The sequence below is a fragment of the Rickettsiella massiliensis 20B genome (assembly GCF_000257395.1).
Taxonomy (GTDB): Bacteria; Pseudomonadota; Gammaproteobacteria; order Diplorickettsiales; family Diplorickettsiaceae; genus Diplorickettsia; species Diplorickettsia massiliensis.
On sequence record NZ_AJGC01000002.1, the window covers coordinates 157,586 to 182,118 of the forward strand.

Consider the following 24,533-nt stretch of genomic DNA (forward strand, 5'->3'; position numbering starts at 1 on the left):
AGCACATTTTGTGAAGATGACAGCTGAAGTGAATGTAGAAATAATGAATTTCTTAGTTTATTTTTAAATAAATATCCAAGCGATGTTGTTTTCCGAAGAGACAGTGATGCGGCGCTTGTTTGGCGAATGGATCCGCCCAGCGTGGCCGCTTAACCACTACACGTTGTTGAGCACACGCGATGGCCAACGGTAACAGTGTTTCCGCATCGGTATCGGCCCCTACGATTTGGCGAAGAATACGCATCTCTTTTTTGACCAGCGCTTTTTTATGATGGGTCGGATACATTGGGTCAATGTAAATAACGTTTGGTTTTAATCCCCCTTCTTTTATAGCTATTAAATAAGTGTGTGCATCCTCTTCTATTAAAGTAACGTGGGTATTGGATTGAACGGTTGCCGCACGTTTTAGACCGTCGCGCAGCAGTGCAGCAACAATCGGGGAACGTTCTAATAACGTTACGTTGTAACCGAGTCGTGCTAACACATAACCATCGTGCCCTAACCCAGCGGTTAAATCCAGGACAGTGGTGTTTGGAGGGGTTAATTTGATGGCTTTGGCGAGTAATTGAGTTTGATTTTTAAGGTGGCGCAGACGATAGCCCATTTCACCTGTTAAAAAATCGACTTTTAAATCCTTCATTTCTGGATGTTGCGGCATTTGTAAATGTAAACCATTCTCGGTCAATAATAAAACAAAGGTAAAATGACAGGCTTCTGTTACAGAGATAAGAGGTAGGACGAGTTGTTCCGCTAAATTTTTTGCACGATCTTGTAAGGTATTTTCTGAAAAGCTTACGGCAAAAGTAGGCGGATTAACAGTGTCTGTATTTTGTAGGGTATATTTTACCATAAGCTATAAAAAAGATAATTTGAATCAAGCGCTATGTTCAGACATCACTTTATTCGCAAAACTATTGATAATGATAGACATCAATTCGTGCCGGAGGAAGATTTTGCCAAACCCAGTATTGGTTAACCAGCTTTAGATGTTCGGAAAGTACCGTTGGTTTGCCCCACAGGCTATACGTATATTGGACAAAAAGACCTCCCGTTTTGAGGAGATTTTCAACTTCAGTTCCAATACGTTGCACGATAGTTTTTTGTAGGGAGCGCAAAGGTAAACTCGAGATAATCACTTGTACAGGGGTTTGGTAGGGACTGAGTAGTTGTTGTAATACCTGCGCGTCACCTTGAATCGTGGTGAGCGTTGGAAAGCGCTGTTTCAGGTGATGAGCCATTTTGACCGATTTTTCAATAATGATCAGTTCTTGCTGGCTATTTTTCTGTTGAGCGAGTGCCGCTGTAATTGCGCCGGTTCCCGCACCTAATTCGACAATGAGCCCCGATTCTTGCTGAAAAGGATAATGTGTGATTTGTTGGGCGATGGTATGTGCTAGTCGTTTAGAGCTCGGTACCAAGGCCCCGATCCCTAAAGGATTGGTAATCGCTTCACGGATAAAAAGATGAAACTCAATAAAAGTTAGTGCTACAGTTTAAAGCAAAAAATGGACATAAGATACCTGGCCGAGAAAGAGAGGAAGTCCTTTAATTTGTGTGGTTCATTTATTTAGAAGACAAGGAAATAAGTCTATAAAGTCTTACACTGTATCGCGCCTAGTTTTGATTTATCTTATTTTAGCGTTTGATAACACTCTTTATCTGGAATAAAAGGAATTTTTACCCGATTACGGGCAATGAGCCACATTATTTAGTGATGACACAAGGTCTCATCCGTGATCAGACATTCGAAAAATATTTATAGCAGGATTGGCTCTTTATCATGCGAATCCTTCTCCAGAAAATACACACGCGGTATGGGGACCGCATGGTTTATTTAATATACATAATATTGGATTACCTTTATTGCTTACCATTCCTTAGCTTTATTTTGCTAACTACTTGACAAGTATCGGCGTGATTTAATACCCATCTTTTTCAGCATTGGTTAGCTGTTTTTGCAATGTGTATTGCTTTATCGTTCCTTATCTCTATAACAAATCTTCTTTGCCTTCCTTCAGCCATTATTCAACTTATTATGGATTTTTCTCCAATAAATTACCGATGTGGTATGATGTGAGCTGGGCTTACCATTATGGCCCTAATCTTGTTTGGTTAGCTTTGACTATTTTTTATTGATCGCGGGTGTTATACCGTATTCTTTTTTGGAACGCTTATTTAATCTATTTAAATTACCACAAAGACTTTGAGCTATTTTTAATAATTTAGATGGCTTTATTTATACGGGTTACGCGCGCGCAACTTCGCGATTTTTTCTATTGAGACGTGGTTTATTTGGAATAAAAAACTAAGAGACATGATCGAATTCTGAATAAACAAGGTCTAAGCGTATTGACTATGAATCGATGCTTTAGTCGGGGCGATTAATAAAAATTTAAAATGTTCAATAATCTTGGCTGTTTTAGGTGTTTAATAATACATTAAACTTTATAGGCGTTATATAAATAGAGTTTAAATAAGAATCTGTTGTAAAACTTCTAGAAAATAAGAGATTTGTCTTGGTAAGCCCACTGAAATACGGAGATGATTTGGCATTCCGTGATCATCAAGCGAGCGAACGCGAATCCCTCGTTTATAAAGTTGTTGGCAAAGAGGCAAACTTGCTTTTTTTAGATCGACACAGACAAAATTAGTTTGTGTTGGATAAGTGGTGAGAGTTAATTTCTGTAATCCTTGTTGTAAATGGCTAAGGCTCGTTTGATGATTGATTTGTGTCGCTTCACTATGCGCTGTATCGTGTAATGCGGCTTGGGCCGCGCTCAAGGCAATTGAGTTCAAGTAAACGATTTTGTTGTAAACGATGTGCGATAGCGGGTTGGCTAATTGTGTAGCCTAAACGTAATCCAGCCAAACCATAAAATTTAGAAAATGTGCGGCTGACGATTAAATTCGGATAACGATTCATCCAGCAAAAAGTATGCGGGTAGTCAGCAGCCGTGGCGTATTCCGCATAGGCTTCATCGATAATAACTAATACGGTCGGTGGAACTTGTTGTAATAACGATTCCAGTTGTTGGGTATTAAAATAGTGACCGGTTGGATTATTGGGATTAACGATAAAAAGCAGACGAGTGGTTGCATCAATCGCTGCGAGGAAGGGTTCAATCGCCATGTTTGCAAACGATAGCGTGACTCTTTTGAGTTGACCCGGGGCGTTTTCTAGAATTTTTTGTAAACCAAGAAAGCTATGCTGCGCTAAAAGAGCAGAGTTTTTTTTCTGTAGATAAATAGAAACAATCTGAGTGAGTAAATCATCCGATCCGTTACCTAAAGTAATATGTTCAGGAGAGACATTTAGGTGGTGGGCTAAACATCGTTTTAAAGCTTGTTCTTGTTGATCGGGATAACGATGACAAAAAGCGATGGCACGACGGGCAGCTTCGAGAGCCGCTGGACTCGGGCCGAGTGGATTTTCATTCAAGTCCAACCTTAATTCAGACATATAATTATGGTGATAGCCGCTTTTTATTTATAATACGTTATTTTCTGATCTATTTTAGACGAAGTTAAACTAACAGCGCTCATTTTTAGGAGAAGCAGTTCATTTTTACCGATGTAGTGGCGTGATCATGGTATTATGACGAAAAAGAGTCCTTCTATAAAGGTTTTTTATGTTGTTATGTATTGACGTGGGCAATACCCATCTTTTGGGGGCGTGTTTTCAGACGAAAAACTGATTTTACGTTTTCGCTATGCAACCGCTTTGTTAGGAACGGCGGATCAGCTGGGAATCTTTTTAGTGAATATTCTCAAGTTTCATCACCTGGATCAAGAAACTGTGGAAGCGATTGCACTTTCTTCAGTCGTTCCACATTATGATTACACACTCAGACATTGTTTTACCCAATATTTTAATCAAGCATCCTATTTTTTCTTACAGCCAGAGATTAAAACCGGACTGAATATTTCTTGTAAGAATCCAAATGAAATCGGCGCAGATCGGATTGCGAATGCTATCGGTGCAGCGAGCCTTTTCCCCAACAGATCACTGATTATTGTCGATATGGGAACAGCGACGACGTTTTGTGCGATGACTGAAAAAAGTGATTACATTGGCGGGCCAATTTTACCCGGTATGCGACTTTGTATGGAGGCGTTAAAAAATAATACGGCCAAGTTGATGGCGGTAAATATTGAAGTGCCGGTGGGCTATGTTGGACAAAATACTCGCGAAAGTATTCAAAGTGGTCTTTATTATAGCCACTTAGGCGCGCTCAAAGAAATTATTAGTGGTTTAAAACAAGAAGTGTTTTCGGGTAAATCCGTAAAGATTATTGGTACCGGAGGGTTTGCTCAATTGTATGATGGAAAAGCGATTTTCGACACACTGATTCCTGATCTGGTCTTATTAGGTTTACGAGCTGCATTTAAATTAAATCGTTAATCTATTTGGATGGAATTAACTTATTTATTCCATCCAAATAGATTATAGATTTTAAATCGCCATAGTCCAATGAGTTCATGCAACGCGAGATCCGTCATCACTAGATTATAAGCAGAGGGCCAGGCTGAAATACGGATAGTAATGAAGTCGGCCACAACCGGTTGCGGATATATATTAAAATAGGCAAGATAAGAAAGCGCACGTTTTAAGGCGAATCCTGAGCTGATAAATACTTGTTTTTGATTTGGCCCAGTTGTCTGTAACAGGAACTATTGGTTTCTAATTGAATATCCTCTTGACTTGACCCCAAGAGCGATAAGTTGTTTTCGATAAACCGCGGCTTCGGTTTGTCCTTTATGGAATGGGTCGCCGCCACTGAGTAGAACATGACATTCATGCTTGTTTTTTTTACAGGCGCGATACAATACCGTGGTCATCGTCAAACGCGAAAAGGCAAGAATTCCAGGTCTTGTAGTTTGAGTGCGTGCATCTTGACTGATCCCCGCCCCAAATACGATCAGTGTATTTTCTTTTTTCCAGTCAATATTTTTGACTTCGGGTGTTTTTTGTAAATAATTGAACAATAGGTTAGGAGCAAATCCACAGCCTACAAAAATAAAAAAAGAAAATGCTAATAACCCGGTAAAAATAGCCCACTTTCTTCTTTTAAAAAAAAGAAACGCAAAACTTAACATAGCCAATAAAAGTAAGAGTGGAGCGGTCATAAACGATCGTTTAAATTTTTATCTAAATTAGTTGTAAGCGGTTGATCAATATTTCAGTCATTCTTGGAATGGGTAATTAAATTTAGCAATTCTTGACTCAAAAGTAAAACCATGAATAATATCTGAATTATTTTAAATCTTAAAAAGCTAACAAAAGGAAGCGTGAATGTTAGAATTAGTAGAGACAGGCGATTTGCAAAAAATAAACAAATAATTAATAACTGTATTAGCCTACAAAATAAACGTTTATCGATTAATGATTGCTTGATTGAAGTGAATAAAATTGCAATACGAAAGTTATTAATTGCGATTTTGCGAGAAAAGCTCCTGTCTTATTATTATGATGAAGGCGATTTATTCTTTTTCCTTCTACGTTTTGGCGCAATACTTTTTTTACAAAATGCAAAGTTAGCGACATTGTTACGTGTTATTCATTTTGAGCACCTTTATTTAGTACATAACCATAATGAAGCTCAGCAGATTATTACTAATCCTTTACAGTTGTTCGATATTATTAAGATCGAATTAAAAGGCATAATAAAAGTACAAGAATGGCAAAATTTTCATGCTGAATTTGCAAGTCATTTACAAAATTCAATCTTTGCTTTATGGCGTAAATATGATATTTCCTTAAATAAAACAGTAAATGCTTATTCTCCTAGCCATCAATTTTTAAATCCACCTAAAAAATATTGCTCATTATACCCTGCAGTTTGAACAATCTGTTTTTAATGGTCATCCGTATCATCCTTGTGCAAAAACGAAACTTGGATTTACCATTGAAGATGTACTGCACTATTCTGCTGAATTTCAATCCGATATTGATATTTATATTGTCGCCGTCAAAAAAAGATATACACATATTGAATCAATGAAAGGAGGGGTTGATTTTAATCATTGGTTTGCTTCTTCTTATCCCTGTGCTTGGTTAGCTTGGCAAGAATCATTAACAAAAAAAAAGCTTAAAATAGAAGAGTATGTCCCTTTTCCTGTTCATCCTTGGCAAGTTTATTATTTTACTTTTATTGAACCTAATCTGCTTTCACGATACATTAAGGCAAAAACGATTGTCTTCCTCGAGGATGTGAAAGTGACTTCTAGTCCGACACTTTCATTTAGAACGCTCCTTCCAAAAAACGAAAATAATCCAGCGTATATCAAATTGCTGGTTGCGGTTCAGGCAACGAGCGCTTTTAGAACACTCTCTGCTGTTTCAACGCTTAATGTTCCTAAAATAAGTCTTACTTTACAGGCAATTCTTGAAAAAGAAAAATTGTTTTTCAGGACGTTTAAGTGTTTTGCCTGAATTATATGGTTTACATTTGCCGGCATTTCAGGAGAATAAATCGCAGAATTTTTCAGCTATTTTTCGAGAAAATATTGCGATTTCTTTACAGCCAGGACAAGTAGCGGTGGTTACCGCTTCTTTTTTCGAGCAGGGTATTGATCGAAAAAACAATCTTTTCATTGAACTGATGCAGTTAGCGGGCTATACCACTTACCAAGAGGCATTGAGTTATTTTCATCACTATGTTGACCTCGTGTTAGGTGGATATCTGAATCTTTATTTGCTTTATGGGGTTGCCTTAGAAGGTCATCAACAAAACACATTTGCTGTTTTTCAAAAAGGGAAGCTCACACGCTTTATTGCTCGAGATTTAGAAGGAATATGCATTCATCCACAAACCTTAAACTCACGTGGCTTTGATCTAGATATTGCTGAGAATTCACCACAAATTAAATCTGATCGTGCATTGGTGCGTAATAACCTCTTGTACAGTGTTTATCAACTGCATTTAGGGGAGATAATTTTGTTAATCACCGATCATTTTGGCTGTGCCGAGGATGCCTTTTGGCAAATTATTAAAAAAGTGACTTTACAAACGTTAATGTGCTTAAAAAATCAATTCGATGAGTCACTTTGGAAGGCTGAATATAACGCTATTTTAGTGTCATATTTAGTGTCATATTGGCCTCTAAAGGCGTTATTGCGGATGCGTTTAAATAAAAATATTCCTGAAGGAATTCTTTTTAATTCTATTGCGAATCCTTTTGCATCTTTATGCGCTTCTTGAAAATGCTTTGTGGATCACAGCAAGCCTGCTTGCTTGTTTTTTCGCAGTTTATAATTATTTTAGCGCTGGATATGAGTACACCGTATTGGCCACTCATTTTATCGGCTCAGCAACACGTTAGTGCTCGAGTCCTTCAATATTGGAGTGGCGCTATTTACATCGCGCCTTTACTCACTACCGTTTGTACGACATTATTTTGGACGAAAATAGGCCAACGTTTTGGGTATAAAAAAATGATTTTACGTGCCAGTATCACGTTGGCCGCGACTCAAGGCGCTTTATTTTTTTTACACGATCCCGTTTCTGCTTTAGGGATACGATTGTTACAAGGTGCGTTGGCCGGATTTAGCGTCGTTGCGCAAGCCTGGGCGTTAGCGACCACACCGACCAATACACATGCCCAGATTATGAGTCATTTGCAAGCCGCCACGGCTCTCGGCAGTATTGTCGGTCCAATCATCGGTGGTTTTGTTATGCATTATCTCGATTATACGATGATTTTTTTAGTTGCCGGCGCCCTCTGTTTCTTGATTACCTGCGTGTTAGCACAGTTTCTAACAGAACATTTACCTTTGCAAAAAAGCATCGAGAAGGATGTATTGCAAAAGCCACGATTACAACAGGATACGCGACAAAGGTTGTTACTTTTTTAATTTGTGGAACACAAATGGCGCGCTGGATGTCTGCTCCCTTTTTTGCGTTGTATGTCGTAAAGCAGTTACGAGCCAGCAATTTAATTTTAGGTTACACTTATGCAGCGATTGCTTTGACGATGTCTTTAACCAGCGTATTGTTTGGAAAAAAAATTGATAGACACCATTATGTCTTTTCTGATTTAAGAAAATGGCTGATGTTTGCCTTGTTGATTGCAGGATTCACTCAATGGGGCTTGGCTCTAACCACGCAATCCAGTGCCCTATTTATTTTTGGAGCATTTTGGGGAGTGAGTTTAGGTTTAATTTTGATTACCCTGTTTAGCTTGTTACTCAAAGAAACGGCAAGACAATCTCACTCTCGATCGCTGGGCTTAGGCAATACCGCATTGAAATTGGGTAATTTGCTTGGTATTGTGGCCGGTACACTCATCCAGAGTATGGGTAATTTCTTTTCAAGTTTTATGGTCATCGGTTGTTTTTATTTTTTGCTTGCTAGTTTAACAGGATTTTTCCAGCGAACCCACCCAATTCGGTCTTACTCTTAAATTGAACGGGAACGTAATTCTTTTTATTTTTGGATGGCATGATGCGTAGACTTGTACAGCAATTTACTCGTTTTTTTATCGTCGGCGCGCTTTCAGCTGGGCTACAGTTTTCAATATTGATTGGATTGGTTGAATGTTTTGCGCTTAACCCTGTTTGGGCGTCTACTTTTGGTTACTTAGTGGGTGCGGTGCTAAATTATTCACTCAATCATTATTTTGCTTTCAAAAGCCAGGTCCCGCATCGTCAAGCCTTGTTGCGATTTTCAATCAATTCTTGTTTTGGTTTAATTTTGAATATATTGCTGATGCATTTTTTATTGCATCATGTTAATTATGTGATGAGTCAACTAATCAGCTCCTCTTTTATTCTTGTTTGGAATTTTACTTTACATCGATATTGGACGTTTAAATAACAGCCGTGCACTTACTGAGTAAAAAAATTAGATAAGGTTTAACTTATTGATTTTATAACCAAAAGTTTTTTCGCTTCTTTATCGAACAAAGAAAAGACTTAAAAGAAAAATAATAATATGGCATGATAACGTTATCTTTTTTAGATCGATTTTGTTGCACTAAAGAATGTTAATGGAGTCTCAAGAGGATGGGTGGCTTACACAAGGAAATACAGCGCATTGCGGTCTATTCTTTTACCGCTGCACTTTATTATTTACTGATTTCATTAGCGGCGGCTCAAACTCCGGAAAAATCTAAAAGCGTAAATGATAAAAATATTATTTATCCAGCGCCACGTTCTACGCAAGATAATAGACAAAATCAGCAAATTATACGCGGTGAATATGTTAAACGCGTGCCGGTAATTGTATTGCCTGTCACACCGATACGAAACATCATGGCCCCGCGTTTTCTGGCGGACTTGAGTTTTATACTCCCTTTGGAAGTCTCTATTCTTCGAATATTACAGCCGATAAGGAAACAGGGATTAGAACATGGTCTGATCACGACTTTATTCGTGCGATGCAGCAGGGTATTGCCCCGGATGGTTCTTATTATTTCCCTGTGTTTCCGTTTGTGAACTTTAATAAAATCAAGCAAGACGATTTGCTCGCAATTAAAGCGTATCTTTTGCAGTTTGCCACCGGTACATAAGATAAATCGACCCAATGAAATGTTTTGGCCTTTTAATTGGCGATTTTTACAGCTCCGCTGGCGACTTCTTTTTTTTCATCCTCAAAAATTAAAAGAAGCTTCTGAATAAATCAAACTCTGGCAGTGCGGTGCTTATTTAGTACAAGGGTTAGGGCACTGTGGCATGTGTCACACGCCGCTGAATTTATTGGGTGCAGAAAAGAGAAGTATTATCTGACAGGTGGCTTTATTGATGGTTATTACGCTCCGAATATCTCAGCCACGGGTTTGAAAGCGGCTTCGCTTGACGATATTGTCGCGGTGTTTAAACAAGGAAAACTTTTAGGAGGTGCCGGTCAGGTGGGGGGCATCGCGGAAGTAAATAGTAATAGTTTACGTTATTTAACGCAAGAAGATTTACGCGCGATCGCCGGCGCGTTCGTATTGCATTGTTTGGCAGGATTATTTTTAAGTATGTTGACTCTGCAAATACTATTGGGAGTCGCGAATATTGTTTGGTTTTTTACCACAATGGGTTGCCATTATGCACAATGGAATCGCTGCTTTATTGTTATTAATCGTTATTACGTTCATGAGTTATTTAAAAAAATCTTCATCATATGCGTAATTTTTCAATCCGTTTTCCATTGATTTAACATTGCACGAAGACCAGACCATTCTTCAGTATAGGGGACCTCTTCGATTAAAATCTTTGCGCCAGTGATCACGTTAGCTGTATGTAGTTTATCGTAAAAGCACTGCGCATAAGGTTCAGCTTGCTGGGGCATGGTGATCCAGTGTAAAGAGGAATGCGTACAAATCGGTGCACAACGGGCGATAACGACGATCGGTTGTGATTGGCTAAGCCATTGCTCAATCTGTTGTTTGAGTTGCAGACTTGGAACGCAGCTTAGCCGAGCCTTTTTTTTGGAAGAAGCGGTATCTGCTAAGTGAACCGTCATTCCAAGTACCTGTTGTAATGCGGTTTGTGAAATAGCACCTAGACGCAATATTGATGGGATAATTCATTCCCAAATTCGTTACGAACGTGAAGAGCTTGTGTCGGGCTCAGTTGTGTTGAACGATTGGCAGACGGCGCGGCGAGGCCATTGCCAAAAGCCTGTAATAATTGTTGAGCAAGCGGCTGATCGGGGACACGCAGTCCCACTTTAAGACTTCCTCCGGTTAAGGTAGGCAGAACAGAGGAATGCTTGTGAAAGATCAGGGTTAAGGGACCTGGCCAAAAATGACGGATTAATGGCTCTGCAAGCGTTGGAGCCGCTTCCACCCAGTTTTCTAGATTGGCCGGATGAGGTAATAAAACACTAAGCGGTTGTTGTAAAGGACGCTGTTTGAGTTGGTAAATTTTCTCGATAGCGGCTTTATTTCGTGCGTCACCGGCTAAGGCATAAACGGTTTCGGTGGGAAAGGCCAGTAGTTCACCACGGCGTAGCCGAGAAACCGCATCATTTAATGTGGCGACCGAAAGGAGGGTGGATTTATTGTCATTCTGCTTCATTTTATGGCTATACCATAAAAAAAACAGGGGGGCAAGCACCTGCTCCGTGTTTTACGGAAATGTCGGCACAAAGATTTAACCCGTGGTGTTAATGATTTAGAAAGGTAGGGGGCTTCTTAAAAGGTTTTAAGAATACTCGTTAGACGAGGTGGATGAATTGATAGGTAGGTTTGATTTGTTACCAAATAAGGGCTAGACGAACAAGCGAATTGACCGAGTGAAATAAGGTAAATTTAAAGACTTGATTTTTTTATTAAAGACGATACTATCTCACTATGTTTGCGTAATAAAAAAATAACAAATTTTTTTAATTGGGTTAACTTAATAATACTATTATCTGATAGTATAGAGAATCTACTCTATTTTTTTAAAGAATCAGCCGAGCGCTATGAAAAAATTATTTTTCTTCTTAATTGTTCCTTTTCTCTTAGTAGCATGTGGTCCTCCGCTTGTTTTTGGTATCCCTCAAGACCAGTGGGATCAATTGAGTTCGCAACAACGTAACCAAGTGATTGCTGGTTATAACCAACGAAAATATGTTGAAACGCAATTAGCGCCGTTGTCTGCTGTGGCTGATGTGATGCGAGCCAAAGAGTAAGCGTAAAAGAATGGTTGACCAGGTTAGAGAGCAAAATATATAAGACTACGAGTAGATAATATTAATTAAGAAATCGTGTCTACTTGTAGATAATTACATATCATTTAAATGTTAAATTTTTTAGGCGCGCTAAAAAATTTTAGCGGACATCTTCGTTTTCTGCTTGAGTCGTAGTCCATTCTTTTCCTTAATGTGAATATAAAAAAGAGATCCTTTTCTAATTCAACAGTCAAAAAAAATCCACTGTAGCAAATTTATTGTCTGATAATCAGTGCAGTTATACTCACTTCTGGAAAATTTATAATAAATCTAGTGGGCCGTCTTGTTGTTCATGCAAATTAGTATTGCCAACTTTTGGGAAAGCTTGCCCAAAAAAGGGATAGAGAATCAATCGTTCCCATAACACCGTACAAAACGATTAATTTTACTTCCCCCTAATGCCCGTTTCCACGATCTATTTTAAATATTAAGGATTATCTTCCCTGTTCTTTGTTTGATCTTGTAATGGTTTCTCTTCGGCTTCCTTTCAATTTTAAGGATGTTGCCACTTGTTCTAAAGAACCTTCGTAATGAATACAGTTAAGCGTTATCTCTGCTCATGTTCTATTCGAGTTATCTCTGTAAAGGGGGTTACACATCAGATAAGAACGTTAATCGCAATATGACAATAGGAGATAATATTCAAGAGAAAAGGAGTGGGTTCTAAAAAACACTAGAGACTATTGATATCTAAATTAATCTATTTCTTTGTGCAAACTATTGTGTGCCTCTATTTTCTCCTCCAAACTTCGATACCTATTCGACGGTGAATTAACTAATTTAATTCAAGCAGCGCATCAAAGATATACCTTGAAGGGTCACACTCAACGTTACTTAGGATGAACTTAAACAACACAGGCCCGCAAGGGAATTAAGGGTAAAATTTAAAAATCGAAGCACTTCATTCCCACTCTGACTTTACGGCGTAATGCATTGCCTGCTTCGCCCAGCAACCGATACCTATCGTAGGCTTTTCGACTACATATTACTAATGCTCTCCTTATCTCATCGCGTGTAGGAGCGAGGTAAGCACGCAGGATGAATTGCAGCCTACTTTTAGTCGCGTCATGTGAAATTAATTTCCGAATCAAAATAACCGAAATTTCTCATCAATATAGCCTCTGCTTATTAATATTATCTTAATAATTAGTTTATATACTAATTATCTATATTTTAGATAAGGAGGTTAAAGCACTACAAAGAAATCTTAAGTGAATGCATGAACTCCAAAGAGGTTAGTGCGTATCGGATGCAAGACGTATCACAGCCTACCATTGGTTTGATACGAATAAAACCTACGTATTTGGAGATGCTATGCCCCTTGCAGATAGAGTCCGTTACACATTTATTAAGCATAAAGAACAACCTTTATTCGAATTTTTTTCTTCCTCTTATCCAAAAACGTATTCTGATGAGTTGAGTCCAGCGCGTGATGAGAATTTAGAACATGCAATTAAAGCGGAGTTGGTCCGCTATCCGTCTTTAGGCAGAAAAATTGTAACTTATTCGCAAGTACACGCATGGGTAATGTATTTGGGTAGAATATTGGAACGTTCCTCTCAAACGGGGGATCGAATTGGTGTGTCATTACACGATCATGCATTTTGGTATACGGCGGAATTTAGTATTGTAGTATTTCAGCGTGGTGCAGTGGGTTCTTATTCAGGATGGTCAGCTCAGGATATCTTTGATGCATGGGATATGTCTCAGGTGTCGATGGTTATTCTCGACCCGATGGTTCTTAATAAGCTTATAGAGAGTCAGCTTAAATGGCCGGATAGGATTAAAAAAATCGTTCTTATGAGTGAGAACCCGGTTGATTCGTCCTTATATTCCAGTTTAACCGATCAGGTTGAGTTGGAACCAATCGTGATCGATTATTTTTCTTCACCACCAGTTGATTTAAAGGCAGCGCCTATTCAAGAAGAACTCGTTTCTAAACCTTTTGATGAGAATAATCCGGCAGTGGTTATTTTTACCAGTGGTACCTCGGGCGGTAAACCCAAAGGATTGGTTTATTCACATGAAAATTGGAATAAAAGCAAACCTAATTATAGTCCATATTCAAAGATTTCTGTCCACGAACCGTCATGGTCAACCGGTAAGCATTCTGTTTGGGGAGCTTTTCTTAGTGGAGGGAAAATTTCTTTTATCCCCCCGGGATCCCATTTATTTGAAATTAATCGTATGGTTCGCCCTGATTCAGCTGTATTTGTGCCTATTCAGGCAAGAGAGCTCTACACTCTGTATCTTGATTTTTTAGGGAAGGAAAAAGAGAGATTGAGTAGGCGTGTAAATAAGCCGGAAGTGATAAAAACTAAGACGGACGCTCAGTTAATTTCTTTCGTACGTAAACACTGGCCAATAAAGAGCAAAAAGCAGAAAGAAAAAAGGTTCAAGTCAAAAGCGATTAATACTCCGCTAGATATCGATATGCAAGCAGATATCAATGCGATTTATTACGTATATGAGTATCTTTTAGGAGGAAGGGTTAAAACACTTACTGTAGGCGGTGCTGCGGTGAGTACAGAGCTTTTAACTTTTTTAAAAAAACTTCCCTGTGAAATTCGTGAAAGTTATGGGCAAACGGAGTCAAGAGGAATACTTTCTAATGGGTATCCTACGCGAGGTAAAGAGATTAAGTTAGTGTCATTACCAGATATGGGGTATTCCACCGCGGATCATCCTTATCCTCGCGGGGAAATTGCGGTTAAATCTTCGGGTACGATGCCAGAAAGCAACTGGATTTGTGATGAAGCGCAGCGTCGTACCATTGAGCAACGTTATACGAAAGATGGATTCCTCTTAACAGGAGACATAGCAGAATTACAGCCCAATGGTCGCTATGTGATCATTGATCGAGTTTCTTCTTTGCAAAAATTAGATAATGGAAAATTTATTTCTCCAGAGCGAATTGAAAATGTAATCTCTCCTCAATCAATAGAACTTGAGTCTGGATTGTCTCCACGTGACGTTTTGTCACACTGAATGCATCACGTTCTGCAACGATAGTCATGTTTCGGTTTGAGAAACCCATTGAAGAAAAGTATCGTATTCATCTGGAGCAAGAGCTGCTTGCAAAAGTAAAATCGGCTTGCCAGCTCAAGGGTATTGCAGAGAGTGAAATACCCTTGAAAGTCATTATTGATGATATGAATGATGGGGGATGGTCATTAGAAAATGGAATTTTGAATAGAAGCTTGAAAGTGATTCGGCATAGGCTTCAGGCCCGACTGGAGTGTGTAGTAACAAAACAGTCAAGCTCTACCACTATGAGTGCAACATCCTCTAAAGATTACCCTAAAACTCCGGTAGAGCTGGCTAGCTGGCTATTGAATAAATTAAAACCAGAAATCGATTCCGGTGATGAGCGCATGCTCGCGTCTCCGCTTATACATTTAGGATTTGATTCCATTGAGTTTACAAGAATGGGCGCTATGTTGCCTGAACTACTTGATGCGCTTTATCATCAGGGTTGTATCAATATTAAAGCGTCGCAAAATAAATATTTTGCAACACCTATTTTGATGAAACACTCTATGTTAAGTTTTGCTCACGTACTATGGAATGAGAATCCGGAGCGATCTTTAGGTAGAGAAAAGGAAGAAGTCACCACGCCTTTATTAGGGAGGCTAGCTAAAATCGAAAAAAATAGCATGGATCGTCTTTTACCGCTAAAAACGCTGGCTGATTCAGATTCGCCTAAAACAAAGTGCTCTAAACTGCAGAATATAACCCCAATAAATAAAAGACGTGTGTTCGTCACGGGTGGTGCTGGATTTTTAGGTGCGCACGTTATAAGAGATCTTCTGAGCGATCCCGAGGTATCGGAAGTGATTTGTTTAGTTCGTGGTTCAGCACAGGAAGACGCGGCTGCTCGTGCGCGACGTATCACACTGACTGGACATGAATCACTGAACCAGGCGTACTTACAAAAAATCAAAATTATTGATGGTGATTTGAATAAAGATAAATTTGGTCTTCAAGATAGTAAGTATGAAACATTGATCCATGATCGTCATGGTAATCCAGCCATCGACTCAATTATTCATGCCGCGGCGATGATTAAGACTTGGAGATTAGAAGACGGTTTAGACACATTAACTGAGACTAATGTAAACGGAACGCTTCGTATCGCTCAGCTTGCGTTTGAGACAAGCCAATATCGTGCGGATCAACAACTGACTCCCGTCGTCTATGTATCAACAAACTCGGTACATTGTGACGAAGTGTGTCGTCAAGACAACGTGCGTAAGACCCCTGCAAAAGGTTGCTTTGGTATGTTTGCAGACGAATCGGCAATCAAGCAGAATTTAAATGCGTATGCGGCGACAAAGTTGATGGGAGAGCAGATATTAAGAGAATCAGGGCTACCGCTGAGTATTGTTCGCGCACCGTTACTGACTTGGAATACAGAAACAGGTTATGGAAATGAGGATGACTGGTTGAATCGTTTGGTGGATGCGTGTATTCGTACACGCATGATTCCTCAATTTGATTCGAAAGCGTTGGTTAGGTCAATGCCAGTCAATCAGTGTTCAGCGTTGATTACGCAAAATGCAAAAAACTTAATGGCAAACGCAGGGAGTAATCCGTTTTCAATTGAGTATCCTTATCAAGGCGTTCCTGGGCTTTCTCTGTCTCGTATGTTTAACAAATTGGCCGAACAAGCGCGAGAAAATGGCATGAACATGAGGCCCGTATCTGTCGCTATGTGGGATCGTGAGTTAAAAAGGATAGCTCATACGAATCCAACTCGATTCCATCCGTTGCTTACGATGTTGTTAGGTATTAACAACAAACGGAGTGGATCTCACGAAGTGAGCCAAATGAAAGGAATAGTACCGTGGTTGCAAGGCTTGCTTTCTACACACATGGCAGAAAGACCTTCGAGTGCAGCGAATCGTTTAAGGGATACACAAAATAATGTTTATGTAGGGTTTTTTAATAACCCCGTGTCTGAAAGCTTAACTAGACAACGAGATCAGAAAAATGAGGGCTATAGGCTCGAAACAGTAAATTAAAGTATCTTGCACACAGAGATGCTTATATAATAAAAGATATTCTGTGGACTTTCTCTGATGAATTGTTATGCAATCGTTCATGTTAGTGTTTGAAACGTATCAACAGCATATTAAGTTCAATCGTTCAGAGAATAGTTTTTAGAATAGCGACTCGCTAGCTATTCATCTAAGAATAGGTGGCTATATTTGCTGTTAATATAGGATGTTGTGACCAGGAAATTTATTTATTAAAGTGGGATAAAAACTATCCGGCTATTAGCAGCATCTGGCATAAAGAGACGCGCATATTAATTTTCTAGATTAATTAAATCTTGGTCAGATAAGCCTGTAATATCCTTAATAAACGCTCAATGGTATTTAAACAGATTTTCCATAAGGAAAGGAAGGGTATGCTAATGCTACTCCAATCAAATAAATGTCTCCAAAAGTCTCCATATGGTTTATAATAGGGTATTTTTGTTGATCTGAAATAGGAACGATTTTGAAAAATAAAGTTATTTATTGTTTTGATCCTGAAAAAAATTCTTTATTGATCAAAAAAAGAGAAGTTAGTTTTGAGGAAATTATATCTATATTGGAAAATATAGGACCAATTGATGTGGTTAGTCACCCTAATACTAAAAAATATCCTAAACAAGAAATGTATGTTATGGAAATAGATTCTTATATTTATTTAGTTCCATTTGTTAAGGAAAAAAACAAAATTTTCCTTAAAACAATTTTTCCAAGTAGAAAAGCAACTAAAAAAATAATTTATCAAAGAGGTAATAAAGATGGCTATAAAACGACAACCTGTTTTTGATTTGGATGATGAGGAAAAAGAAATTTCTGATTCATTCGATTGTGGGGAATGGAAAAGTACAAAAGATTTAAAAAAAGAAATTAATATAGCTAAAAAAGCAGCAAAAATTACTTTAGCGAGAAAGAAAAAATTAGTGTTAGAGTTCAAACAGTTGATATGCATATCATTAGAAAAATGGCTGCGGAACGTGGTTTAAAGCCTCATGCTTATATTGCTAGCGTGTTACATCAGTTAGCGGCAGGTCATATACATCCTAAATAAAGGTTTTTAATGCCAAGAAAGAGAACATTCAAACCCGACTCTAAGGATGAAAAAACAATATTAGGGATAAGAATTACAAAAGAAAAAAGACACCAACTTAAACTATTGGCTGTTCAACAACGAGTATCAATGGCAGAGTTAGTAAGAGATATTATAGAAAATTTCCTAGAAAAACATAAAAACAAAATAAATTTATCTGACAAAAATTGAATCCGTTTTCAACAGAAATAGCACGATAAATAACCTTAAGATCGGCTACCACGGCCTTCATGTCCTTATGCGGTACTTAGCTATGGGATACTTCCGCACCGTACATTTCGGCGAATAACGATTACGGCTATTTCCTGTATTCTTTCCTTCTAGTGCGTGCTTTTCATAGCCAAGATACTCATCTAGCTCAGCATCCATCGCACGTTCTACCGTGAGTTTTAATAGCTGCCTGCTAAGGGTGGATGTATCTTTTTCACTCTTTATTGATTTAGCCAGTTCATTGATTAACTTTGGGTCTAGGGTTATTTCTTGTTGTTTCATTGCTTATTCCTCAAATAGCACTAGCTTTTTTCTTCGCTAGCTTAGTTAATAATAAGCACTTACACAATTTTATTTACAGGCTAAAGCTAAAACCTAAAATACTTTTGAGTGTTCAGCTAATGATTCTTCCTGGCTGGGCACATCATTAATAATTGTATTTTTTAGGGATTCATCATGATAAATATCAGCAGCCATTATTATTGACTTTTTAATATTTTCCGATGAACGTTTGAATTGAACTTCTGGATCTTTAAATTTATCTATCTGGTTTATTCTTTGAAGAGGACCTCTTCGATTTAAAAAACCTAATATCCATTTAAAAAATAAAAAATTGTGATGAAAACTAAAGTTATACTCACTGAATATTTTTGGTGATACCTGTTTTTCTTTACCAAATAAGGTTTGGTTAAAAGAGATTTTTTGTTGATCTGAATTTAAAGAAAAATTTTCCTCTGTGATTACACTACGTCTAAAACGGTTCTTTTCTATCTTATAGTCAGATTGAGGTACTGCATTGGTTTCAGTGGATGGGTTTCTTTTTTTACGGAAAGTTGAGAAAAATGATTAACTATTTCTAATTGACTATTATCTTCTGCTAAGTCCAAAGCTGTTCTACCATATTTATCCTCAATATCAACCTGCGCTCCATGCGCAATCAGTTTTTCTATTACTGCCAAATGACCATTCTGAGCAGCCCAGTGCAGAGGTGTTTTATCGCTGGAAATATCTTTACTGTCAACATTTGCGCCGTTCTCGATCAGTTTTTCTACTACGCCCACATGACCATTTTCAGCTGCCCAATGCAAAGGTGTTCTACCAAAAATATCTTGAACATTAACCTGTGCACCATTCTCGATTAGTGCTTCTACGACAGCTAGATGACCGTTCTCAGCTGCCAAGTTGAGAGGGGTTCTTTTATGCTTATCACCAGCGCCTTCCTCAATTAACTTTTCCACTGGCCTTTCTGAGCCGCTATGTATAGAGATGTCCTATCAAAATGATCTTTAGCATCAATCTCTGCACCACTTTCAATCAATTTTTCCACTATCATTAAATAACCTTTATGAGCCGCCAGGTGTAAAGACATTTCGCCATACTTATTTCTATTATTCACCTGAACGTCTTTCTCAATTAGTTTTTCTACTATCTCTAAATGACCGTTATAAGTTGCGATGTGCAGCGGGGTACTGCCATGATTATCTTTTACATCAACCTGTGCCCCATGTACGAGCAACTTTTCTACTACCTCTAAATGACCGTTTTGAGCGGCCCAATACAGAGGCGTTCTACCAAAATTATCTTCAATATCAACTTGTGCTCCATGCGCGAGCAACTTTTCTACTATCGCGAAATGACCGTTCTGTGCTGCGACAATCAAAAGTATTTCACTATGACTATCCGTTCCAACAAAACTGACTTTTTTTTCTTCTATTAGATAGTCTAGGACCGTTAATTGACCTCCATAAGCCGCCCAATAGAGCGTATCCTTTTTAAAATTGCCGTCTTTCCCAATCAGATATTTAACTATGTCGAGATGCCCCATATGTGCTGCTTCGTCTATAGGAAGCTGATTTTTTTTATTTTTAGCATAAATATTCGCACCTTGTTCAAAAAGAAAACGTACAATTTCTAGATAACCTATTTTAGCCGCAATATGAAGCGGTGTGTCATCATATATATTACGTGGTTCTAATCTAGCACCGTGGTTTACTAAGACAAATAAAAGTGGCTTTTGCCCTGTAGCCGCAGCAAGATGTAAGGGCGTTAACTCATTTGATCCACCTGCATTCACATTGATCGCCTTCGCACTGAGTAATTCTGAAATAACCCCTTCTTTTTTAAGTAAAATAGCTAAATGTAGGGGGGGCCAACCCTCCTCTGAACGGGCATTTATATCAATCTGATAATGTTCTAAAAGCCGTCTTACAATCCTTTGATTCCCTGTGATCGCAGCGAGATGAAGTGCCGTCAAATTACCTTGTAACCTTTCTAAATTAACTTTATTTAGGTTTATTGAGTAATATTGACACCGCCTGTTCGTATCCACCTAAAACAGCTAAATGTAATGGCGCAAGTTTTTCTTGCGATTGAGCATTGATATCAACTCTTTCATCAGAAGCTAACAAAGCAATCGCATCATTTTGATTCGAAGAAACGATCATGTGCAGCGGAGTAAAACCGCCTATGGCCCTGGCATTGACTTCTATCCCTTCAACTTTTAATAAATTTTTAATTGTATTGACATAGCCTTTTTCTGAAGCTACATGCAATGCCGTCCAATTTAAGTGAGAAGTTACATTAATGTGAGCACCCACATATATTCTTCGATAAAGCCTTCATATGCATCAGCAAAGCTATGGCCCTGGCATTGTTCTATCCCTTACTTTTAATAAATTTTTAATTGTATTGACATAGCCTTTTTCTGAAGCTACATGCAATGCCGTCCAATTTAAGTGAGAAGTTACATTAATGTGAGCACCCACATTAATTAATTCTTCGATAAAGCCTTCATATGCTAATTCAGCGGCAATATGTAATGGCGTGTAACCCCTATCATCTTGAGCATTAATATCCGCACCCGTGCGTAATAAAGCAAGTACTACCTCAATATTTCCTACTTTTGTTGCAGCATGAATAGCTTGTTGGCCCTTCTCAAAGGGAACAGTCACATTCGCACCAAAATGGATTAACCTATTTATATTCAATAAAGCAATATCCTTATTGGGCTCTAAGGCTGCATTATAAAAATCTCTATGAATATCTCGAAATTCAATTTGCTTACTATCTTTAACAATACCGACCAATTCGGGTTTATCTAAATCGAATTTTCTAAAAATAAACCGAGTTATTCCTTGTGGAGCAATTCCGATATCAAGCATTGGGCACGCTTTACCATATATTGTATAAGGTATAGACCAATCGCCAACTTGGAAAAAAATCCCTTTGTCTTTAATTATAAATTGGATGGCATAACTTACTTTTTTTCCATTTTCCCACTTAAGTAAAGGAGTAGCTATTTGAGAATGGTTAAATTTATATCTTATTTGTTCGTTTTTTTGAGTGTTAAAAACGTTATTTATTGATATAAGATATAGTTTTATCTGATTTAAGCTATCCATTTTTTTTGAAATAAATTCAATAATATGAGGCTTTTCATTTTTTATAAAATTTAACTCTTTTATGTTATTCAATGTATTTAGGACTTGATCAATTAAGCCATCTCTCCCGTGAACTCCATTTAAAGAATTTGTAAAATCTTTTAATGTACTTAAAGATAAAAAGAAGTACCAGTTATATTTATCTAGTTCGTTTTTTTAGTAATGATTATTCGCAAGATAACCGTATCGATCTAACAAAAAATGTAAAATCGAAATATACGTTTCCGTTCCTAAGCATAATAAGTAAAGTGCAATAAATGCTGTTTTATCTTGCGCATTTTTTGGAAATGCAAATCTTTGATTAATAATTTTATTTAAAAGGATTGGTAAGCTTGTGGTTGAGTCAGGGGTGACCGATTTTTTCAAGTGTGTCAAGATTCCATTTTCTTCTTGAATTTTTGCAGAGAGTTCAGCTTCAGAAAAATATTGCAGAGCATGTTTTTCAAAAAAAAGTACTCAACAAACGTAATTAAATTTGAACTAACTTCTTCTATTTTTGACTTTCTTGTCAACGCTTTAATTTCTTCAAACCTTTTTTTTATTTCATCTTTTGTTTTACTAAATTCATTCGTTAATTGGTCGAACCCGTTTTGTATCGCAATAATATTTTTATCTATCTTATCTTCAATTCGTTTAATTGAATGATAATTTTCACGGATTGCAAATAAATTCTTACTAATAGCAATATAGTTTCCATACAAATTTTCATTTACTTGTGTTAATCGATCATCTAAGATTTCTTTTAATTCGTCAAATGGAATATCGTCACATTCATTTTCAATATAACTGATATCTATAGCTAGTTTACTAACATATGCTGTAGAAGAAACCCCTGAAAAAAAACTTGCTCCAAAAGAACCAACAGGAATACCAAAAAATTGGTATGATCCAGAAGCGTCGCTGATCAGGGCAGCAATATTCGCTTTAGTCTCTAAAGAGGATGAAAAAATTTGAAAGTTTTTACATTGTTGTTTTTTAGATTCATTTTCATAATTTTTTTTATGATCAAGGATTTTAGAGTTTTTATTTCTATAATCAGAATTAAAAAATTCTATGGTTTGGGATTCATTGTCATAAGTGTTTTCCTTATTTTTATCTTGACTATTTCTCACATTATTTCCTTATTTTTTATAAAAGCATAAACAATGAGTTTATTTTATAATAAATATCCATATCCTATACTTTTAGTATTTATTACGGCATTTTTACACATACGTGCATCTCTTGAGCACATAATTGTGCAGGGTAACAATACCTTTTTTAGTTATTGATCAAGATTTAATAAACATAACTTTTTGCTTATTAAGTACGTAATTCTACCTCTTTAAGTTTTAATTGTTTATTTCATTTAACATCGAAGTGGATAATCTTACTTTTTTCAATTAGTGTTGCATCTTATTTGAATTATCACAACTATATGTCATTACTTAAACATTAATACAAATATTTTTTCGAAGTTCTATTTATTAATAGAATAAAAATAAAATCATATTTAGATAATATAATCTTTTTTAACCGTTGTCTATATTATCTCTTTGAAGTAAATACTAATTTTTAAAGATCTTAGAGGGATATTTCCAGCTGGTATTAATCTATCCAACTCTGCTTCATTCTTAGTTTCCTTCCACTCTTCCAATGCGGTCAAAAAAAGTTTCTCTTCAAGTTGTTTTATTCTTTCTCGCTCTGCTCGCTTACGTTCAATGATTTTTTCCATTGTTAATTCTTTTGGAGATTTATAATCTTTTTCATACCACCCCCCCCCTTTCCTTAAAATGCCCATAAGCACATTCAATGGGTCCCTATAACTTTTGAATTTAGGGTTATTTTTTAATCCAAATGCAAAATGGTTTATTGATTCCTAGACTATTTCTGCTGAGATAATGTTTAAAGCATGAAGTTGTTTGAGTTGGGTTATAGAAAATCCCTGCTCTTTTAGTGGTTCGGTATTTATGTTTTGCCATTCTTCAGGTTTTAGAGAAAGTATGGACAAAAGTATTGCCTGGCTATTTTGATAAATTTCATCCTAATTATAGAAAAGCTTTTAAGGCGAAAGCCGCTGTTAGGCAATGAACCTCCTCCTTTTTTGCTATTTTGGGTATCAACAAGGAACGTATTGAATGAGCTCAATCTGAAGCGATGAGAAAGCAAGAGCAAAGGGTAAGGAAGGAGGATCATAGAGAAAAACGACAAAAACCTTCTCTTTGGGCTAAAATAGCATTCTTTGAATCATCAACGGTTTCTACTGTGGAAAAAAATTAAGGACCTCTTTAATATTAAATCTATCCTAAGACGATCTTTTCAATTATCAGGACCATAAACATTTTATTTTTTAAATTCATTTGGTTACGAAGATAGTTTATTATCTAAAAGATAAATTAATTATTTTATGACCAATACCTTATTTCTAAACTACTTTATTTTGTATTGGTTTCACCTTTTAACGGATCTAGATACAAGAAATAGTGATTGAGCTCAAAGCTCTTTAATCATTAATGTATATATTGTATATAGAGTAAAGGGCATTTTTTATAGTCACTTTCAATTTCGTGAAAACGAAAGAGTGACGCTCAATAAATGCCATTTTATAGACTCAAACAGCAAGGGTGCACCCCTTTGTGGGTTGACAAAATTAAAATACTTAGAAACTGGGTCCAGAATTTGCTCATAGTCATACAGAGCTTAATCAAATTGCAGATGATTTAATCGCGGGGAAAGAGGTTAAATTATAAAAGGGAGTTTTTATATGTACTATTCCACATATTTAATTTGACCCTATAATCTTTCTGGCTGCTTCGTTAGTTTCTTCTACAACTTGAAGTAAGGTTTGATAAAGTATTTCGGCCTTTTCAGGCGATTTCGCTCGCAGTACCGTTTGTATTTCTTTACAAACTTGCTCTAAGCGACTTGCGCCACAATAACTCGCTCCCCCTTTCCATTTATGAGCCAACGCCCCTATACCCTGCCAATCCTTGTTCTGATGGTACTGTTTTAGCTCTGCTATTTCTTTTGTTAAGCTACTGACGAGCAACTCCAACAACTCATGAAGTGTTTCTTCACTACCCAGTAACTTTATCGCCTTCTCTTTATTTAAAAGAGGCAATGATTGGATATT

At 37.2% G+C, this 24,533-nt stretch carries 30 protein-coding genes and 2 pseudogenes; 15 read left to right on the top strand and 17 right to left on the bottom strand.

Annotation, left to right across the window (positions count from 1 at the left end; genetic code table 11):
• Positions 1-52: 52 nt before the first annotated feature.
• The 4 genes from S3O_RS11870 to S3O_RS14140 form a co-directional block, all read right to left on the bottom strand.
• Complete coding sequence (locus S3O_RS11870; RefSeq protein ID WP_010598256.1) at positions 53-850, bottom strand: class I SAM-dependent methyltransferase; 798 nt, start codon at positions 848-850, stop codon at positions 53-55.
• 61 nt (positions 851-911) lie between these two features.
• Positions 912-1,418 carry a class I SAM-dependent methyltransferase gene (locus S3O_RS0106420; RefSeq protein WP_010598257.1) on the bottom strand — a complete coding sequence of 169 codons (507 nt, stop codon included), beginning with the start codon at positions 1,416-1,418 and terminating at the stop codon, positions 912-914.
• Between the two features lie 1,051 nt (positions 1,419-2,469).
• Positions 2,470-2,796 carry an aminotransferase class I/II-fold pyridoxal phosphate-dependent enzyme gene (locus S3O_RS19675; RefSeq protein ID WP_192805901.1) on the bottom strand — a complete coding sequence of 109 codons (327 nt, stop codon included), beginning with the start codon at positions 2,794-2,796 and terminating at the stop codon, positions 2,470-2,472.
• Entirely contained in the window at positions 2,741-3,439 is a 699-nt protein-coding gene (locus tag S3O_RS14140; RefSeq protein WP_192805902.1) for a pyridoxal phosphate-dependent aminotransferase, read from the bottom strand. Before S3O_RS14140 ends, S3O_RS19675 begins: the two co-directional genes overlap by 56 nt.
• Before the next feature lie 190 nt (positions 3,440-3,629).
• Between S3O_RS14140 and S3O_RS14145 the strand changes: the two are divergent.
• Positions 3,630-4,402, top strand: a pseudogene (locus S3O_RS14145) (type III pantothenate kinase).
• 20 nt (positions 4,403-4,422) lie between these two features.
• Here S3O_RS14145 and S3O_RS19680 read toward each other — a convergent pair.
• Positions 4,423-4,557 (bottom strand): hypothetical protein, encoded by a 135-nt coding sequence (locus tag S3O_RS19680; protein WP_010598261.1) that lies wholly within the window; start codon positions 4,555-4,557, stop codon positions 4,423-4,425.
• A gap of 114 nt (positions 4,558-4,671) precedes the next feature.
• The gene (locus S3O_RS0106435) at positions 4,672-5,127 is read right to left on the bottom strand and encodes a YdcF family protein (protein ID WP_010598262.1); all 456 of its coding nucleotides are present in this window, start codon (positions 5,125-5,127) and stop codon (positions 4,672-4,674) included.
• A gap of 162 nt (positions 5,128-5,289) precedes the next feature.
• Between S3O_RS0106435 and S3O_RS0106440 the strand changes: the two genes are divergently transcribed.
• The 8 genes from S3O_RS0106440 to S3O_RS15610 all read left to right on the top strand — a co-directional run bounded on the left by S3O_RS0106440 (position 5,290) and on the right by S3O_RS15610 (position 10,140).
• Positions 5,290-5,844 carry a hypothetical protein gene (locus S3O_RS0106440; protein WP_010598263.1) on the top strand — a complete coding sequence of 185 codons (555 nt, stop codon included), beginning with the start codon at positions 5,290-5,292 and terminating at the stop codon, positions 5,842-5,844.
• Positions 5,834-6,433, top strand: coding sequence for an IucA/IucC family protein (locus tag S3O_RS0106445; RefSeq protein ID WP_235776230.1), 600 nt, complete (start codon positions 5,834-5,836; stop codon positions 6,431-6,433). Before S3O_RS0106440 ends, S3O_RS0106445 begins: the two co-directional genes overlap by 11 nt.
• A complete protein-coding gene (locus tag S3O_RS0106450) occupies positions 6,426-7,202 on the top strand; it encodes an IucA/IucC family C-terminal-domain containing protein (RefSeq protein ID WP_029463691.1) in 777 nt (258 codons plus the stop codon). The genes S3O_RS0106445 and S3O_RS0106450 overlap by 8 nt, the downstream gene beginning before the upstream one ends.
• Before the next feature lie 2 nt (positions 7,203-7,204).
• Complete coding sequence (locus S3O_RS0106455; protein ID WP_033227404.1) at positions 7,205-7,855, top strand: MFS transporter; 651 nt, start codon at positions 7,205-7,207, stop codon at positions 7,853-7,855.
• Between the two features lie 26 nt (positions 7,856-7,881).
• Positions 7,882-8,403 carry an MFS transporter gene (locus S3O_RS0106460; protein ID WP_192805903.1) on the top strand — a complete coding sequence of 174 codons (522 nt, stop codon included), beginning with the start codon at positions 7,882-7,884 and terminating at the stop codon, positions 8,401-8,403.
• Between the two features lie 41 nt (positions 8,404-8,444).
• Positions 8,445-8,816, top strand: coding sequence for a GtrA family protein (locus tag S3O_RS0106465; protein WP_033227406.1), 372 nt, complete (start codon positions 8,445-8,447; stop codon positions 8,814-8,816).
• Positions 8,817-9,004: 188 nt separating this feature from the next.
• On the top strand, positions 9,005-9,436 hold the full coding sequence (locus S3O_RS15605; RefSeq protein ID WP_010598269.1) for a hypothetical protein: 432 nt from the start codon (positions 9,005-9,007) through the stop codon (positions 9,434-9,436).
• Positions 9,437-9,675: 239 nt separating this feature from the next.
• Positions 9,676-10,140, top strand: a complete 465-nt coding sequence (locus S3O_RS15610; protein ID WP_010598271.1) for a hypothetical protein — start codon at positions 9,676-9,678, stop codon at positions 10,138-10,140.
• On the opposite strand, the gene S3O_RS0106485 is transcribed toward S3O_RS15610, so the two are convergent.
• Entirely contained in the window at positions 10,122-10,499 is a 378-nt protein-coding gene (locus S3O_RS0106485; RefSeq protein WP_010598272.1) for a hypothetical protein, read from the bottom strand. The genes S3O_RS15610 and S3O_RS0106485 overlap by 19 nt on opposite strands.
• Positions 10,490-11,008: an L-threonylcarbamoyladenylate synthase gene (locus S3O_RS11895; RefSeq protein ID WP_192805904.1), complete on the bottom strand. Its 519-nt coding sequence runs from the start codon at positions 11,006-11,008 to the stop codon at positions 10,490-10,492. Before S3O_RS11895 ends, S3O_RS0106485 begins: the two co-directional genes overlap by 10 nt.
• 388 nt (positions 11,009-11,396) lie before the next feature.
• Between S3O_RS11895 and S3O_RS0106495 the strand changes: the two genes are divergently transcribed.
• The 6 genes from S3O_RS0106495 to S3O_RS0106520 all read left to right on the top strand — a co-directional run bounded on the left by S3O_RS0106495 (position 11,397) and on the right by S3O_RS0106520 (position 17,942).
• Positions 11,397-11,606 carry a putative periplasmic lipoprotein gene (locus S3O_RS0106495; RefSeq protein ID WP_010598274.1) on the top strand — a complete coding sequence of 70 codons (210 nt, stop codon included), beginning with the start codon at positions 11,397-11,399 and terminating at the stop codon, positions 11,604-11,606.
• A 1,353-nt stretch (positions 11,607-12,959) separates the two neighbouring features.
• The gene (locus S3O_RS0106500) at positions 12,960-14,633 is read left to right on the top strand and encodes an AMP-binding protein (protein ID WP_010598275.1); all 1,674 of its coding nucleotides are present in this window, start codon (positions 12,960-12,962) and stop codon (positions 14,631-14,633) included.
• A 26-nt stretch (positions 14,634-14,659) separates the two neighbouring features.
• Positions 14,660-16,669, top strand: coding sequence for an SDR family oxidoreductase (locus S3O_RS0106505; protein ID WP_010598276.1), 2,010 nt, complete (start codon positions 14,660-14,662; stop codon positions 16,667-16,669).
• A 481-nt stretch (positions 16,670-17,150) separates the two neighbouring features.
• Positions 17,151-17,471, top strand: a complete 321-nt coding sequence (locus S3O_RS0106510) for a BrnT family toxin (RefSeq protein WP_010598277.1) — start codon at positions 17,151-17,153, stop codon at positions 17,469-17,471.
• Positions 17,443-17,667 (top strand): hypothetical protein, encoded by a 225-nt coding sequence (locus tag S3O_RS11900; protein ID WP_010598278.1) that lies wholly within the window; start codon positions 17,443-17,445, stop codon positions 17,665-17,667. Before S3O_RS0106510 ends, S3O_RS11900 begins: the two co-directional genes overlap by 29 nt.
• A gap of 74 nt (positions 17,668-17,741) precedes the next feature.
• Positions 17,742-17,942 (top strand): hypothetical protein, encoded by a 201-nt coding sequence (locus tag S3O_RS0106520; RefSeq protein ID WP_010598279.1) that lies wholly within the window; start codon positions 17,742-17,744, stop codon positions 17,940-17,942.
• Between the two features lie 105 nt (positions 17,943-18,047).
• On the opposite strand, the pseudogene S3O_RS0106525 reads toward S3O_RS0106520, so the two are convergent.
• From S3O_RS0106525 to S3O_RS0106570, 9 genes and pseudogenes are all read right to left on the bottom strand, one after another.
• A pseudogene (locus tag S3O_RS0106525) lies at positions 18,048-18,263 on the bottom strand (transposase); the annotation flags it as partial.
• Positions 18,264-18,748: 485 nt separating this feature from the next.
• Complete coding sequence (locus S3O_RS15615) at positions 18,749-19,219, bottom strand: ankyrin repeat domain-containing protein (RefSeq protein ID WP_010598281.1); 471 nt, start codon at positions 19,217-19,219, stop codon at positions 18,749-18,751.
• Positions 19,207-20,310, bottom strand: a complete 1,104-nt coding sequence (locus S3O_RS15620; RefSeq protein WP_083827687.1) for an ankyrin repeat domain-containing protein — start codon at positions 20,308-20,310, stop codon at positions 19,207-19,209. Before S3O_RS15620 ends, S3O_RS15615 begins: the two co-directional genes overlap by 13 nt.
• Positions 20,264-20,578: an ankyrin repeat domain-containing protein gene (locus S3O_RS0106545; RefSeq protein WP_010598283.1), complete on the bottom strand. Its 315-nt coding sequence runs from the start codon at positions 20,576-20,578 to the stop codon at positions 20,264-20,266. The genes S3O_RS15620 and S3O_RS0106545 overlap by 47 nt, the downstream gene beginning before the upstream one ends.
• Positions 20,579-20,617: 39 nt before the next feature.
• Complete coding sequence (locus S3O_RS0106550) at positions 20,618-21,454, bottom strand: ankyrin repeat domain-containing protein (protein ID WP_010598284.1); 837 nt, start codon at positions 21,452-21,454, stop codon at positions 20,618-20,620.
• Positions 21,455-21,577: 123 nt separating this feature from the next.
• The gene (locus tag S3O_RS0106555) at positions 21,578-21,796 is read right to left on the bottom strand and encodes a hypothetical protein (protein ID WP_010598285.1); all 219 of its coding nucleotides are present in this window, start codon (positions 21,794-21,796) and stop codon (positions 21,578-21,580) included.
• Entirely contained in the window at positions 21,793-22,533 is a 741-nt protein-coding gene (locus S3O_RS0106560; RefSeq protein WP_010598286.1) for a hypothetical protein, read from the bottom strand. Before S3O_RS0106560 ends, S3O_RS0106555 begins: the two co-directional genes overlap by 4 nt.
• 410 nt (positions 22,534-22,943) lie before the next feature.
• Positions 22,944-23,213 carry a hypothetical protein gene (locus S3O_RS0106565; protein ID WP_033227407.1) on the bottom strand — a complete coding sequence of 90 codons (270 nt, stop codon included), beginning with the start codon at positions 23,211-23,213 and terminating at the stop codon, positions 22,944-22,946.
• A gap of 969 nt (positions 23,214-24,182) precedes the next feature.
• Positions 24,183-24,521, bottom strand: coding sequence for an Hpt domain-containing protein (locus tag S3O_RS0106570; protein WP_010598288.1), 339 nt, complete (start codon positions 24,519-24,521; stop codon positions 24,183-24,185).
• Positions 24,522-24,533: the final 12 nt, after the last annotated feature.

Coding starts and splice junctions, on each gene's coding strand:
- S3O_RS11870 (WP_010598256.1), bottom strand. CDS start 850: ATGGTAAAATATACCCTACAAAATACAGACACTGTTAATCCGCCTACT.
- S3O_RS0106435 (WP_010598262.1), bottom strand. CDS start 5,127: ATGACCGCTCCACTCTTACTTTTATTGGCTATGTTAAGTTTTGCGTTT.
- S3O_RS0106455 (WP_033227404.1), top strand. CDS start 7,205: ATGCTTTGTGGATCACAGCAAGCCTGCTTGCTTGTTTTTTCGCAGTTT.
- S3O_RS0106460 (WP_192805903.1), top strand. CDS start 7,882: ATGTCTGCTCCCTTTTTTGCGTTGTATGTCGTAAAGCAGTTACGAGCC.
- S3O_RS0106465 (WP_033227406.1), top strand. CDS start 8,445: ATGCGTAGACTTGTACAGCAATTTACTCGTTTTTTTATCGTCGGCGCG.
- S3O_RS15605 (WP_010598269.1), top strand. CDS start 9,005: ATGGGTGGCTTACACAAGGAAATACAGCGCATTGCGGTCTATTCTTTT.
- S3O_RS11895 (WP_192805904.1), bottom strand. CDS start 11,008: ATGAAGCAGAATGACAATAAATCCACCCTCCTTTCGGTCGCCACATTA.
- S3O_RS0106495 (WP_010598274.1), top strand. CDS start 11,397: ATGAAAAAATTATTTTTCTTCTTAATTGTTCCTTTTCTCTTAGTAGCA.
- S3O_RS0106500 (WP_010598275.1), top strand. CDS start 12,960: ATGCCCCTTGCAGATAGAGTCCGTTACACATTTATTAAGCATAAAGAA.
- S3O_RS0106505 (WP_010598276.1), top strand. CDS start 14,660: ATGTTTCGGTTTGAGAAACCCATTGAAGAAAAGTATCGTATTCATCTG.
- S3O_RS11900 (WP_010598278.1), top strand. CDS start 17,443: ATGGCTATAAAACGACAACCTGTTTTTGATTTGGATGATGAGGAAAAA.
- S3O_RS0106520 (WP_010598279.1), top strand. CDS start 17,742: ATGCCAAGAAAGAGAACATTCAAACCCGACTCTAAGGATGAAAAAACA.